Annotated in this window: 12 protein-coding genes; 8 read left to right on the top strand and 4 right to left on the bottom strand. The window is 59.9% G+C overall.

All coding sequences use genetic code 11. The features are described 5' to 3' along the window. Positions 1–51 precede the first annotated feature (51 nt). Both ACIGDJ_RS17265 and ACIGDJ_RS17260 read left to right on the top strand, forming a co-directional pair. Positions 52–879 carry a hypothetical protein gene (locus ACIGDJ_RS17265; RefSeq protein ID WP_397478945.1) on the top strand — a complete coding sequence of 276 codons (828 nt, stop codon included), beginning with the start codon at positions 52–54 and terminating at the stop codon, positions 877–879. Further along, a complete protein-coding gene (locus ACIGDJ_RS17260; protein ID WP_397478944.1) occupies positions 876–3,605 on the top strand; it encodes a hypothetical protein in 2,730 nt (909 codons plus the stop codon). Before ACIGDJ_RS17265 ends, ACIGDJ_RS17260 begins: the two co-directional genes overlap by 4 nt. A 49-nt stretch (positions 3,606–3,654) precedes the next feature. On the opposite strand, the gene ACIGDJ_RS17255 is transcribed toward ACIGDJ_RS17260, so the two are convergent. Together ACIGDJ_RS17255 and ACIGDJ_RS17250 are read right to left on the bottom strand one after the other, a co-directional pair. Continuing rightward, complete coding sequence (locus ACIGDJ_RS17255; RefSeq protein ID WP_101162099.1) at positions 3,655–5,274, bottom strand: FMN-binding glutamate synthase family protein; 1,620 nt, start codon at positions 5,272–5,274, stop codon at positions 3,655–3,657. Positions 5,275–5,432: 158 nt separating this feature from the next. Beyond that, positions 5,433–6,233 carry a LuxR C-terminal-related transcriptional regulator gene (locus ACIGDJ_RS17250; protein ID WP_101162101.1) on the bottom strand — a complete coding sequence of 267 codons (801 nt, stop codon included), beginning with the start codon at positions 6,231–6,233 and terminating at the stop codon, positions 5,433–5,435. A gap of 125 nt (positions 6,234–6,358) precedes the next feature. On the opposite strand from ACIGDJ_RS17250, the gene ACIGDJ_RS17245 reads away from it, so the two are divergent. The 5 genes from ACIGDJ_RS17245 (at position 6,359) to ACIGDJ_RS17225 (ending at position 10,327) form a co-directional block, all read left to right on the top strand. Then, positions 6,359–7,174, top strand: a complete 816-nt coding sequence (locus ACIGDJ_RS17245) for a carbon-nitrogen hydrolase family protein (RefSeq protein WP_397478943.1) — start codon at positions 6,359–6,361, stop codon at positions 7,172–7,174. A 187-nt stretch (positions 7,175–7,361) separates the two neighbouring features. Next, on the top strand, positions 7,362–8,687 hold the full coding sequence (locus tag ACIGDJ_RS17240; protein WP_397478942.1) for an APC family permease: 1,326 nt from the start codon (positions 7,362–7,364) through the stop codon (positions 8,685–8,687). A gap of 68 nt (positions 8,688–8,755) precedes the next feature. Continuing rightward, complete coding sequence (locus ACIGDJ_RS17235) at positions 8,756–9,166, top strand: NUDIX domain-containing protein (RefSeq protein WP_397478941.1); 411 nt, start codon at positions 8,756–8,758, stop codon at positions 9,164–9,166. A gap of 23 nt (positions 9,167–9,189) precedes the next feature. Further along, complete coding sequence (locus tag ACIGDJ_RS17230) at positions 9,190–9,828, top strand: LysE family translocator (protein ID WP_101162108.1); 639 nt, start codon at positions 9,190–9,192, stop codon at positions 9,826–9,828. Between the two features lies 1 nt (position 9,829). Beyond that, positions 9,830–10,327, top strand: a complete 498-nt coding sequence (locus ACIGDJ_RS17225; protein WP_397478940.1) for a GNAT family N-acetyltransferase — start codon at positions 9,830–9,832, stop codon at positions 10,325–10,327. A gap of 171 nt (positions 10,328–10,498) precedes the next feature. Here the strand turns inward: ACIGDJ_RS17225 and metR are convergent, their stop codons facing one another. Next, entirely contained in the window at positions 10,499–11,416 is a 918-nt protein-coding gene (gene metR, locus ACIGDJ_RS17220) for a transcriptional regulator MetR (RefSeq protein ID WP_313001014.1), read from the bottom strand. A 217-nt stretch (positions 11,417–11,633) separates the two neighbouring features. Here metR and ACIGDJ_RS17215 point away from each other — a divergent pair, with 217 nt between their 5' ends. Further along, a complete protein-coding gene (locus tag ACIGDJ_RS17215) occupies positions 11,634–12,668 on the top strand; it encodes an alpha/beta fold hydrolase (protein WP_101162121.1) in 1,035 nt (344 codons plus the stop codon). Between the two features lie 57 nt (positions 12,669–12,725). Here the strand turns inward: ACIGDJ_RS17215 and ACIGDJ_RS17210 are convergent, their stop codons facing one another. Then, a complete protein-coding gene (locus ACIGDJ_RS17210) occupies positions 12,726–13,055 on the bottom strand; it encodes a GlpM family protein (protein ID WP_172828174.1) in 330 nt (109 codons plus the stop codon). Between the last annotated feature and the right edge of the window lie 8 nt (positions 13,056–13,063).

Below are 13,063 nucleotides of genomic sequence, written 5' to 3'. Positions count from 1 at the left end.
TTGGATTCCATTTTATTTCCTTCAAAGTAAGATCCAATGTCAGAATTCAATATGAACGTAGTTGACGAAGTGTCGACGTCCGAGAGTGATCAGCTGGAAAAAATTGCAGCCAGTCTTGAACTCGAAAAAAACAATCCCCACCGATTGGGTGACTTTGCCGGGGCGTTGTCCTGGCCTGTTCCATTGACGGTTGCGCAACAAAAAGAAGTTTTGCAAGCCACCGGTGTTTATCTCGATAGTCTCGATTTCATTGCGCTGCCGGGTGCCGGAGTGCTGGACTATCTGGACGCTGACGAGCGGCTTTCGAATGAGGCGCTGAGTGATCCGCCCACGGCATTGGAGAGCCTCATCAACAGTCCTCGCGGGCAAGCACTGGGACTTGCAATCCAGACCCGCTTGAACGGCATCGCCACCGATGTCAGCGCCAGCGAATACGCAATGGCCGGCATCCATTTGAGTGTGCATCAGGGCGATATAGATCAACCGTTACGCGGCAAAGTTGCCGGTTTCGATCTGGCCGCAGAGACACTCTGGGGCAAACCCGCTCTGCAAGTATTCAATAATCTGGCGGATTACCTGGTCAAGGAGCGTTTGAGCAGCCGCAGACTGGCCGGATTGACCGCCGCCCTGTTGCTGGTTCGCAAGGCGCCCGAGTTTCTCATCGAAAAGTTGCCCCCTGACTTGAAATACGGCACCACGGCATGGTTCAACCTGACCGTCGCGGCGCGAACGATCGAGGCTCACACACCCGGGAAAGTCGCCTACATGACGTTCGCCCAAGTCATGGCCGGCGCTGAAAGCGCTGCGCGGATCAACTCGCAAGTTGTTCAGCACGTCCAGGCCGCCGCGCTGGCCGATTGGGGTGTAGTAACGGGGTGACGAAAAAGAACCACAATGAACATTACACCCATGACGAGCTGGAAAACGCCAAGACACACTTCAACCTGCAACTGGCCGATCGGCTCAATACCTCGATTCTGTTGAACAGCGAATTACCAAGCCGCAAGGCCATCGCTTTGGCGAGACTGAGGACGAAGTTCAAAGGCGACATACCGTTTGAAGAACGCCTTCTGGAGCAGCGCAAGGTCGCCGCAGTCGATGGTTACTTCCTGCATCCGACACTTAACGGGCAATATTCGCTGCTCGACATCGCCATGATGGGAGGGCCTCCCTACTATCAATGGACGACCCGCGATCCACGCTTGTTGCCCCTGCTTGACCAGATCAATGCACCGCTGGAACTTGGCGTGGCAGGGGCCTTCCAGGCGCAATTTGAAAACGCGGTCAGCAATCTCAAGCAGGGCGCGCGGCTGTTTGTCAAACATCTGATCGCCGAGTTGCCGCTGGAGGACAGAAAAAATCTCGAATACGGCCACGTCTCGTTTTACCAATACAAGACCTATCGCTTGAGTCTTGATCTGTGGGGCTGGAACCTGATATCCACAAGCCGCATCCTGAGAGTGAAGGTTAATTTGGGAGACGAATCGAAGCTGTATGAAATCGACCTGAAGAAGGGAGTGATTCAATCCACAAACTATGATTCAGCAGAAGCGACCGAGCGCACCAACCCATCCGTTCCGAGCATCAAGTACACCATCGAGCCATTCACGCTGGCTGACGAGGCGAAAGCCGGGAAGTTGCTGGCACAGACCTCGAACGGTTTGTCGGTGCCCGCCAGTTATTCCAGCGAAAGGACCGAGCTGATTGCCCAGGCTTTCGTTGAACATCTGGATCTGGATAGCGAGGATATTCTCAAGGTAGCCAAGGGCCAGACTACGCAAGACCGGGAAAATGCGATTGCGCAGAAGGTTATCGATTTCATGGTGGACCTGATCCCGTTCAAGTCAGCGATCACCAATTTCCTGAACGGCAAGTATTTCGACGGTGCAGTGGATTTGTTTTTCGATGTATTGGGCTTCGTTACTGCCGGTGCGTCGACGGTGGCGAAGTTGACGCAGATTGTCGGCAGGAGTGCTTCGGCACTCAGCCGGGGGCTCAGGGCGGCAAGGGTCATCGGGGCCTTCGTCATCAGCGAACTCAATCCGATCACTGCAATAGTGTCGGGAGGCAGGCTTCTGGTTACGGGAGGCAAGTATCTGGGCTTGAAAGGTTTGCAGCAATTGGACAGGTTTCGCGACGCTGTGGTTGGCTACGACCTGCTGCTTGGCGTGAGCAAACAGCACGGCCCGGCCGCGCTGGGGACATTCAAAGTGGGTGAGCACAGTTATGAAAGCGTGGCCGTGTTGAAAGGCGCTGGCTGGTATCCCTATAGTCCTCTGACCCAACGGCCGTATGGTGTATCGAGCAACTTTCGGCCCTCTGGACTCGGCGGGTTTGGCAACAGTGAGATGCTTGGTTTCGCCATCAAACCATCGGTCGTTGCCGTTCTTGAAGCCAATGCCAAAGGCATTTTCCGAAGTACTGACGGCCAGAGCTTTTACATTCGCAATATCGATGCAGCCGGCCAACAGGCTTACTACAGAATCAGCAGCGATTTCTCCCTGAATGCAGATTTTACGGATGTCGTCATTGTCGACCGCGCAACCGGTCGAGCGCACGGCAGCCGGCTCAGGCAAGTTGCGCCTGATCAATGGCAAGCGGTGTCGCTGCGCGGCGGCGAACTACCGTCGGGGCCGGGGGAAGTGCCGACGGGGGTAATTGTCGATGAAGGGACGCGTCTGGCCAATCAGCTTGTCCACACCTCGAACAATCCGCTGCGTCCCGACACGGCATTTGTGCGCGAACGTCTGCCCAACGGTTTATGGGAGCCAGCCATTGAGGTTGTTCCAGCCAATCAGGTTGCGCATCTGGGGTACGACTGGGGGAAACCTGCGCTGACGCATTATTCGCTCCAAAGCACCAGAATCCACCAGGCCCTGGCGCCCTCTGAACTGAGCCGGTTCCCGGTGGCGACAGAGTTGCTGCAGCCGGGGCGAGTCAACTACAGCGCCGAAATCGCTGCACAACTGGTCAACAAGGAGGGCGGTTCAAGCTTCGTTTTTGTCATGGAGCGCGTTCAGCCTGCCAATGCGGTTCGGGCTGAATTCAATGCGCTGAAAATTCATGACCCACACATCGACAAGCTGCCCGAACCGTCGAATGCCGTGGTGGGCTACTGGGCGGCTCAAGGAGGCTATGTCGATATCCCTTTACACCCCAAATGGGGCCAGCCGGATCACGTGTTTACGCCTGGTTTCAGTGGTTGCTCGTTGGTGGTGGATCAGATGGATAGCAGCCGCCTGCGGGTCAGACACGTTGAAGGCGGAAAAGAGCTCGCGCAGTACAACGGCCTGGCCAGGCATGAACATGGTCTGGGTCTCAGTGCGTCGATGGAGTATCCCGATTATGGTTTGCGCGTGGATGCAAGCGGTCAGGCGGACTCGAGGATGCTGGGTTTCGCGTTCATGAAATATGACCGTTCGGGGCAAGCCTGGAAGCTTTATTTGCAGTCCAGCGAAGGTGTTGCCTCGATCATGAAATATTCCTCGGCGAAACCCGGCTGGTTAACCACGCCAGACACGCTGGTGAGCGTTTATCCAAACACCAGTGTAAGGAAAACCGTCATCCGGTCACTGACGATAACGGACGGCGCCGTGGCCGCGTGAGGTAACAAATACAAAGCGCCAATCCATCTTTCAGATTGGCGCTTCGTGGTTACGCCGCTACGACCTCCATTGGCTCAAAGCTGTCCGCCCGCGCCATCTGCCACATGCGTGAGTAAAACTCGCCATTTACTTCACCAGTGAGCAATTCCCCCGGTTTCAAAAACACGTGCAGCTGCGAGAACAACTTGATCTCGGTCGCCGACATGCGTCGCACCAGATGCTTGGCGGACAGTTGCGATGGATGTTCGAGACCGGCCGCCGCGAGCATTTCCGCCAGCGCTTTGAGCGTGCTGCGATGGAAGTTGTAGACGCGCTGGGCCTTGTCCGGCACCACCAGGGCACGCTGGCGCAGGGCGTCCTGCGTGGCGACACCGGTCGGGCATTTGTTGGTGTGGCAGCTTTGCGACTGGATACAGCCGATAGCGAACATGAAGCCGCGCGCGGAGTTGGCCCAGTCGGCACCGATGGCCAGTACGCTGGCGATGTCGAAGGCGCTGACGATCTTGCCGCTGGCGCCGAGTTTGATCTTGTCGCGCAGGTTCAGGCCGACCAGCGTGTTGTGCACGAACAGCAGGCCTTCACGCATCGGTACGCCGATGTGGTCGGTGAACTCGACCGGTGCCGCACCAGTGCCGCCTTCCTTGCCATCGACGACGATAAAATCCGGAAGAATGCCGGTTTCCAACATGGCCTTGGCGATGCCCATGAACTCCCACGGATGGCCGAGGCAGAACTTGAAGCCCACCGGTTTGCCACCGGACAGTTCGCGCAGTTGCTGGATGAACTGCATCATTTCGATCGGCGTGGAAAACGCGCTGTGGCGTGACGGCGAAACACAGTCTTCGCCCATCAGGATGCCGCGTGTGTCGGCAATCTCCTTGGTGACCTTGTGCTTGGGCAGGATGCCGCCGTGGCCGGGTTTGGCGCCCTGACTCATCTTGATCTCGATCATTCGCACTTGCGGATTCTGCGCCTGAACGGCGAAGCGCTCCGGGTCGAATCGGCCGTCGCTGGTGCGGCAGCCGAAGTAGCCGCTGCCCAGTTCCCAGGTCAGGTCGCCGCCGTGTTCGCGGTGATACGGGCTGATGCTGCCTTCGCCAGTGTCGTGGGCAAAGTTGCCGAGTTTCGCGCCCTGGTTCAGCGCGCGAATGGCGTTGGCGCTGAGCGAGCCGAAGCTCATCGCCGAAATATTGAAGATCGACGCCGAATACGGCTGCGTGCACTGCGGGCCGCCAACGATGACACGGAAGCCGTTCGGGTCGCTCAACGGCGCCGGGCGCATCGAATGACCAATGAATTCGAAACCCGATTGATAGACATCGATCAGCGTGCCGAACGGTTTGTCAGCGGTTTCGTTTTTCGCTCGCGAATACACCAGCGAACGCTGGGCGCGGGAGAAGGGCAGGGCATCACTGTCGGATTCGAGCAGGTACTGGCGAATCTCCGGGCGGATGCCTTCGACCAGATAACGGATGTTGCCCAGAATCGGGTAATTGCGGCGCACTGCATGGCGCGTCTGCAGCAGGTCGAACACGCCGAGCAGGCTCAGCACGCCAGTAACGGCGGTGATCGGCCACAGCCAGTCATGTTCGAGGAAGGGCAGGCTGGCGAGGGTGAAAATCACACAGACGGCAAAGAAGGCGTAGCGGCTCAGCAGCGACAGGCTCATACGGTTTCCCTGGGTTCGGACTCAAATTTGTACAACGTCACACATCCCTGTGGGAGCGGGCTTGCTCGCGAAGGGGGGGTATCAGATGACATCCATGTTGAAAGTGAAGGCCTCTTCGCGAGCAAGCCCGCTCCCACAAAAGCTGTTCGAGATTGCAATCAGGCGTTCTGCGCCTGTAGAAAAATCGAAAACAGCTCGGACTGGGACTTGATCCCCAGCTTGCTGTACATGTGTTTCTTATGGACTTTCACGGTTTCCACGGAGATTTCCAGCTTACGGGCGATTTCCTTGCTGGAACAACCGCTGAGCATCAAGCGCCCGACATCCAGCTCGCGAGCGGTCAGTTGGGCGCCCTTGAGTTGTTGCACCGACGCCTCCAGTTGCACGCGCCAATTGGCTTGCGCTGGCGCGGCGGCGAGGGCCACGGTTTCGTTGATCTCGTATGGCAGGCGTTGACGCAACAGACCCAGTACCCACGGCTGAATCAAGGACAGCAAAGCGATCTGTTCGCCAGTGAAGTATTTTTCACTGCCCAGCGACAGGCACAGCGTGCGCTCGCCTTCGAGCTGGCAATTGAACTGGATTTCATCGGCCACCACATTCAGACGAAAGTATCGCTGGTAGTACTCGGTCAGCTCGAAATGCTCCGGCGCGACTTCCGACAGCCGATAGAGCCCGGTTCGCGACTGCTCGCGGCAGGCGATGTAGAACGGGTCGAGCAGATACAGGCCGCGCAGATAATCCTGGAACAACGGGTCCGGACTGCCGTCCTCGCCGGGGCATTCGGCGAAGACCTGCGGGTGCTGATCGGCACTGAACAGCAGCACCACCCAGCTATCGAACGCTACGTACTGCTCAAGCAGGCGCACCAGTTGCGCCCAGAAGTTCGGCTTGTCGAGCGCGTCGATCAGTTGCCCGACGGCGCGGTGCCAAGTGATGTCATTCAACGAAAGTGTCATCGATCTACCCCTATCGGGTTACCCCGGCCGCGTGATTCCCTGGCCGGTTCCTTGCTGCGCATACTGGCCCACAGACAGGCACCGGGCAATCTTTCCAGGCCCGGCGCCCATAACAAGGGATACCCATGAAAGTAGAACTCGCCCAATTGGCGGGCCGTGACAACGACACGGCTTACAACCTGGAGCGCGCACTGGCGGCCATCGCTGCCTGCGCGGCCGACACGCAAATGATTGTCTTCCCGGAGACCCACCTGATGGGCTTCCCCAATGCCGGGACCGTGGCGCAGGTCGCCGAAGCGCTCGACGGCCCGACCGTCAGCGCCGTCCTCGCGGCGGCGCGCGAGCGCAACATCGCCGTGGTGATCGGCATGGCCGAAAACGACAACGGCCGCTTCTACAACACCACGCTGCTGATCACCCCCGAAGGCATTGCCCTGAAATACCGCAAGACCCATCTGTGGGCCTCGGATCGCGGCGTATTCGAGCCCGGCGACCGTTACGCCACCTGTGTGTGGAACGGTGTGCGCGTGGGCCTGCTGATCTGCTACGACATCGAGTTTCCGGAGTCGGCCCGCGCCCTGGCGCAACTGGGCGCCGAACTGTTGATCGTGACCAACGGCAACATGGACCCGTACGGCCCGACCCACCGCACCGCGATCATGGCTCGAGCTCAGGAGAATCAGGCGTTTGCATTGATGGTCAATCGTGTCGAAGCGGGGGATGACGGTCTGGTGTTCGCTGGCGGCAGCGCGCTGGTCGATCCGCTGGGGGCGCTGCTGTTCGAGGCTGGGCGCGAAGAAGGGCAGTTCGGGGTCGAGCTGGATCTGCAGCAGTTGGCAGTGGCGCGCAAGGATTACCGCTATCTGGATGATCAGCGTTTGAAGTTGCCGGGTGAGGTGGTGGAACAGGCTTGCGGTGTTCGCGAGCTATTGATTCCCTAATCCCTTACTCCGATCGTTCCCACGCTCTGCGTGGGAATGCAGCCCGGGACGCTCCGCGTCCCAAGAGCGGACGCAGAGCGTCCATTGAGGCGTTCCCACGCAGAGCGTGGGAACGATCAGCCACACCCGAAATTTTCGCCGAACCCGGCTCTGCCATAAATCCAATAACATTCGGAGTAAGTCGCCCATGGCTCGTTTGCAACGCACCCTTTCGCTAGGGTCGGTGGTGCTGTTCGGCATCGCCTACATGACGCCGATCATTGTCCTCGGCACCTTCGGCATCCTCGCCCAGTCCACCGCCGGCATGGTGCCGGCCGCTTACCTGGCGGCGCTGGTGGCGATGTTCTTCACCGCCATGAGCTACGGACGCATGGCCGCCGCTTTCCCGGTCGCTGGCTCGGCTTACAGCTATGTGCGCAAAGCGATCAGCCCGAAACTCGGTTTCATTGCCGGCTGGGCGGTGTTGCTCGATTACCTGTTTCTGCCGATGGCGATCTGGCTGATCGGCTCGGCCTATCTGGCCTCGGCGTTCCCGTCGATTCCGCAGTGGATCTGGGTGCTCGCCTTTATCGGCATCACCAGTGCGATCAACATCGTCGGGCTGAAACTGGCCAACGGCATCAATGCCTTGCTGATGCTGGTGCAGTTCCTCGTATTGATTGCGTTCGTGGCGCTGTGCGTGCACTACATCGGCGGCGACGCGAGCACGCCGCTGTGGTCGATCAAACCGTTCTTCAACGGCGACATGCAGATGCCGCTGATCATGAGCGGCGCGGCGATTGCCTGCTATTCATTCCTTGGCTTTGACGCTGTCAGCACCCTGACCGAAGAGACCCGCGATCCACGCCGCACCATTCCCCGGGCGATCATGCTGATCACCTTGATCGTTGGCCTGATCTTCGTCGGCGTCTCGTACTTCGTGCAGATCGCTCATCCGTCGTTCCAGTTCGACAGCGTCGACTCGGCTGCTTATGAAATTGCGCGCAATATCGGTGGCGACCTCTTCGTGTCGATTTTCCTGATCGGCCTGATTGTCGGCCAGTTCGCCTCGGGGCTGTCGGCCCAGGCCAGCGGTTCGCGACTGTTGTTCGCCATGGGCCGCGACGGGGTTTTGCCGAAGTCGTTTTTCGGCACCTTGCACGCGCGCTTCGGCACCCCGGTCAACAGCATTCTGCTCTGCGCGGCGGTGGCGTTGCTGGCGCTGAAACTCGACGTCACCACCTCGACCTCATTCATCAACTTCGGCGCGTTCCTGGCGTTCAGCCTGGTCAACCTGTCGGTGATCTTCCATTACTGGATCGGCGGCGAGAAAAAAGGCCCGCGCGAGCTGCTGCTGTTTTTGCTTTGCCCGCTGATTGGTCTGGTCGCCGACTTGTGGCTGATGGTCAGCCTCGATCACCTGGCGGTCTGGCTGGGCCTGAGCTGGCTGGCGATTGGCGTGGTGTACCTGGCCGTGCTGACGGGTGGTTTTCGCCGTCAGCCACCGGAACTGGATTTTCAGGAAGCGACCTGAGGCTGGCGGCTTGGCTTACCTCTGACGGGCATGGGATCCTTGGCGCTTTTGCGCCAAGGGATTCCTTTATGTCGACCATTCATATCGCCGCTGCGCTGTTGCTCAACGCCCAAGGCCAGACCCTGCTGGTGCGCAAGCGCGGCACCACGGCGTTCATGCAGCCGGGTGGCAAGATCGAAGCCCACGAGTTGCCAGTACACGCATTGGCCCGTGAACTGGAAGAAGAACTCGGGCTGCAGATCGACCCGGCGCAGGCGACTTTCCTCAACAGTTTTTCCGCCCCCGCCGCCAACGAGCCGGGCTTCATCGTGCATGCCGAGATCTTTCAACTGACGATCGATTGCGACGTCTGCCCGGCGGCGGAAATCGAAGAGGTCATCTGGGTCGATCCGGCCACTGATCCGGCGCTCGAGCTGGCGCCATTGACACGCGAACACATCCTGCCGTTTTATCGCCGTTCACTGACTGCACTCGTCTGACCATTCCCGCAAAGGACGTTGCCATGATCCCGTTGCAAGACCTGCTGATCTTCGCCGCCGCCGCACTGCTGATGGTGCTGACGCCGGGGCCGAACATGATCTACCTGATCTCGCGTTCGATCTGTCAGGGGCGCCGCGCGGGGGTGACTTCGTTGCTTGGTGTGGTCGGCGGGTTCTTCGTGCATATGTTCGCCGCGGCGGCGGGTTTGACGGCGGTGTTTCTGGCCGTGCCGATGGCTTATGAAGTGTTGAAATGGGCCGGCGCGCTGTACCTGCTGTGGCTGGCCTGGCAAGCGCTGAAACCCGGCGCACGTTCGCCGTTCGAAGCGCAGCAATTGCCGCCGGACTCGTCGCGCAAGCTGATCACCATGGGCTTTCTTACCAGCGCACTGAACCCGAAAATTGCTGTGTTCTATCTGTCGGTGTTTCCGCAGTTCATCAGCCCTGAGCACGGATCGGTGTTCACCCAAAGCATCATCCTCGGCCTGACGCAGATCAGCGTCAGCTTCAGCGTCAATCTGTTGATCGCGCTGTTCGCCGCAGGCATCGCCTCGTGGTTTGTGCGCAACCCGACGTGGCTGGCGATGCAGCGTTATTTCATGGGCCTGGTGCTCGGCGGCCTCGCCGTACGGCTGATGCTCGAACAGCGGCGGACCGCCTGAAATGTCGATCGAAAGGCTGGATGCCAGCCATGCCCTGGCTTACCGCGAACTGATGCTTGAAGCCTACGACCTTCATCCGCAGGCGTTCACCTCCAGCGTGCGCGAACGCGCGGTGATGCCGTTGAGTTGGTGGGAAGGGCGCCTGACCAGCAAGTTCGACGTGGTATTGGGCGCGTTCGAGGATGGCAAGCTGGCCGGGATCGTAGGCCTCGCCTTCGAACCGCGGGAAAAGGCCCGGCACAAAGCGACGCTGTTCGGCATGTATGTTTCGACCGATTTTCGCCAGCACGGCCTCGGTTTCGCATTGGTGCAAGCGGCGGTTGGCGAGGCGCAAAAAAACCTCGCGCTGAAGGTCCTGCAACTCACGGTGACCGCCGGCAACGATGCGGCCTTCAACCTCTACCAGCGTTGCGGCTTTATCCAGTACGGCCTCGAACCGCTGGCCATGCGGGTGGGCGAAGAGTATTACGACAAGATCCACATGTGGCGTGAAATCTGAGCCGCGCAGATGATCGTTCCCATGCTCTGCGTGGGAATGCCTCTACGGACGCTCTGCGTTCGGCTTCAGAAGGGACGCGGAGCGTCCCCGGCTGCATTCCCACGCGGAGCGTGGGGAACGATCGAACACGGGCCTCCATGTAGGAGGGGGGCCTCCTACTGCTCAGGCGGTTCAGCGGACGGCGCTGACGCCATCCAGCGTCGAGAACGAGGTGTCTTTCGCCGTCAGCAGGAAATCGCGCATGTACGGCGCATCGAGCATGTCCGTGCGAATCGCCGCATACAGCGTCGCAAACAAGCCTTTCTCGCCCAACCGCTTGCCCTTCACATACCCCCGCGAGCTGTATTCGTGCAGCGCCCAGTGCGGCATGCCGCAGACGCCCCGGCCGCTGGCGACCAGTTGCATCATCATCACCGTCAGCTCGGAAGTGCGCACCTGCGCAGGCTCAATGTCGGCCGGTTCGAGGAAGCGGGTGAAGATGTCCAGGCGATCGCGTTCCACCGGATAGGTGATCAGCGTTTCTGTCAGCAGGTCTTCGGGAACGATGTACGCCTTGCTCGCCAATACATGCTGATTGGCCACCGCGAGCATCGCTTCGTAAGTAAACAGCGGCACGTAAGTGATGCCCACGATGTCCAGCGGATCGGAGGTCACCACCAGATCCAGATCGCCCCGCGCCAGCGCCGGTAAGGGCGCGAAAGCGAAACCAGAGGCGAGATCCAGCTCCACTTCCGGCCAGGCATCGCGGAACTGGTCGATGGTTGGCATCAGCCACTGGAAGCAGCTGTGGCATTCGATGGCCATGTGCAAACGCCCGGCGGTGCCACCGGCCAGACGACTGATGTCGCGCTCGGCAGCGCGCAGTAACGGCAAGGTGGCGTCGGCCAGCTGCAGCAGGCGCAGACCGGCGCTGGTGAAGCGCACCGGTTTGGTCTTGCGCACGAATAGTTGCATGCCCATGCGCTCTTCGAGCTCTTTGAATTGATGGGACAGGGCCGATTGCGTCAGGTGCAAGCGGTCAGCGGCATCAACCAGACTGTCCGCCTCGCGCAGGGCGTGCAGGGTTTTCAAATGTCGGATTTCAAGCACTGGCGGGGCTCCATGAGGAAAACTTGTGACGACGGCGTGGAAGGTGAGTTTGTCTCATGAAGCTCGCTTTGTCGATCTGCCGGCCAAGATCCGGCGATGCAAACTACAGCCGACCGCTCGGCACTCTTCATCAAATTGTCATGTAAGTGTGGCAGCGCGCTCGCACGAACTTCATCACACTCGCGCTCTACTGGGGTGCTGCGTTTTGGTGTTTTTCATGTTCAGGAAATTTGTTTCAGTCGCGGCCGCGTTGGCCGCGCTTTTGTTCGGGGCCGGCTCGTTTGCCGCCGGGCGCTGCGATGTGAACGTGCCGACCGAGCACGCCGAGCTGGCGCAGGTCAGCCTTGCCTATCAGAGCATCGGCCGCCCTTCGGACCCGGCGCTGTTGCTGGTCATGGGCCTGGGCGGGCAGTTGATCCACTGGCCGGACGAAGTGGTGGTCGCGCTGTGTCAGCAGGGTTTTCGGGTGATCCGCTATGACAACCGCGACGTCGGATTGTCGACCTGGCGGCAGGCGCCGATCGAGGCCAATCTGACCTTCGAAGTGCTGCGCTACAAGCTCGGTTTGCCGGTCTCGGCCCCTTACAGCCTGACCGACATGGCCGACGATGCGCTGGGTTTGATGACGGCGCTGAAGGTTGAGCAATTCCACGTGCTTGGCGCGAGCATGGGCGGGATGATCGCCCAGCACATGGCGGCGATGGCGCCGCAGCGTGTGGAAAGCCTGACCCTGATCATGACCACTTCCGGCGCCGAGGGCCTGCCGGCTCCGAGTGCGGCGCTGGTGCAATTGCTCTCGCGGCGGGGCGCGCCGAACCGTGAAGTGGCGCTGGAACAGCAGGCCGATCTGCTCGCTGCCCTGGGCAGCCCGGCGGTGACTGATGATCGGCAGGCCTTGCTGCAACAGGCGGCGGCGTCTTACGACCGCGCGTTCAATCCAGAAGGCGTGAAGCGGCAGATCATGGCGATCCTCGCCGAGCCAAGCCGCGTGGCATTGCTCAATCAGCTGCGCGTGCCGACGCTGGTGGTGCACGGCACGGCTGATCCTTTGTTACCGGTGATGCATGGTGTACACCTGGCGGCGCACATTCAGGGCAGTCAGTTGAAACTGATTCCGGGGCTGGCGCATCGGTTTCAGGAGGCGTTCAAGGAGCCGTTGCTGGCGGCGGTGCTGCCGTATTTGCAGGCGCATCGCGAGGACACTTCGCATTGGGCGCAGGTCGAGCCGGTGGCGAAGCGCAATCTTCTTTAACCGCAGATTTGGGGTGAACGTTCGGGCTCCTTCTCGTTAGTGATTGAAACAGCCAACTCAGCTGTGCAGCCGCACCCAAACCGTTACCAGCACCGTCGCCGCCATCAACCACGCTACCGCCGCCACGGCCAGCGACGCTTCCAGCCGCATGCGGTCGACCATCACGTACAACGTCGCCAGATACACAAAGTACGGAATGATCGACCACATGCCGAACACGATTGTGGTCTTCAGGTCGTCGACCGAGCGGCCCTTGCCGACGATGTAATGCGCAATCAGGGCAAAGGTCGGAAACAGCGGCACGAGACCTGCGATGTAATAGTTTCTGGTCTTCGACAGCGCAGCGAGGATCAGCACCACTGCCGCGCCAATAGCGGCTTTCAGAATCAGATCCA

The sequence above is a fragment of the Pseudomonas sp. NPDC079367 genome (genome assembly GCF_044542195.1).
GTDB lineage: Bacteria > Pseudomonadota > Gammaproteobacteria > Pseudomonadales > Pseudomonadaceae > Aquipseudomonas.
Note: the sequence above shows the minus strand (reverse complement) of the source record. Positions and strands in the feature narration are given on the sequence as shown.

Bases quoted from the DNA above. Each gene is read 5' to 3' on its own strand.
- ACIGDJ_RS17230 (WP_101162108.1), top strand. From the start codon at position 9,190: ATGATCCCGTTGCAAGACCTGCTGATCTTCGCCGCCGCCGCACTGCTG.
- ACIGDJ_RS17245 (WP_397478943.1), top strand. From the start codon at position 6,359: ATGAAAGTAGAACTCGCCCAATTGGCGGGCCGTGACAACGACACGGCT.
- ACIGDJ_RS17235 (WP_397478941.1), top strand. From the start codon at position 8,756: ATGTCGACCATTCATATCGCCGCTGCGCTGTTGCTCAACGCCCAAGGC.
- ACIGDJ_RS17240 (WP_397478942.1), top strand. From the start codon at position 7,362: ATGGCTCGTTTGCAACGCACCCTTTCGCTAGGGTCGGTGGTGCTGTTC.
- ACIGDJ_RS17215 (WP_101162121.1), top strand. From the start codon at position 11,634: ATGTTCAGGAAATTTGTTTCAGTCGCGGCCGCGTTGGCCGCGCTTTTG.
- ACIGDJ_RS17265 (WP_397478945.1), top strand. From the start codon at position 52: ATGAACGTAGTTGACGAAGTGTCGACGTCCGAGAGTGATCAGCTGGAA.
- ACIGDJ_RS17250 (WP_101162101.1), bottom strand. From the start codon at position 6,233: ATGACACTTTCGTTGAATGACATCACTTGGCACCGCGCCGTCGGGCAA.
- ACIGDJ_RS17225 (WP_397478940.1), top strand. From the start codon at position 9,830: ATGTCGATCGAAAGGCTGGATGCCAGCCATGCCCTGGCTTACCGCGAA.
- ACIGDJ_RS17255 (WP_101162099.1), bottom strand. From the start codon at position 5,274: ATGAGCCTGTCGCTGCTGAGCCGCTACGCCTTCTTTGCCGTCTGTGTG.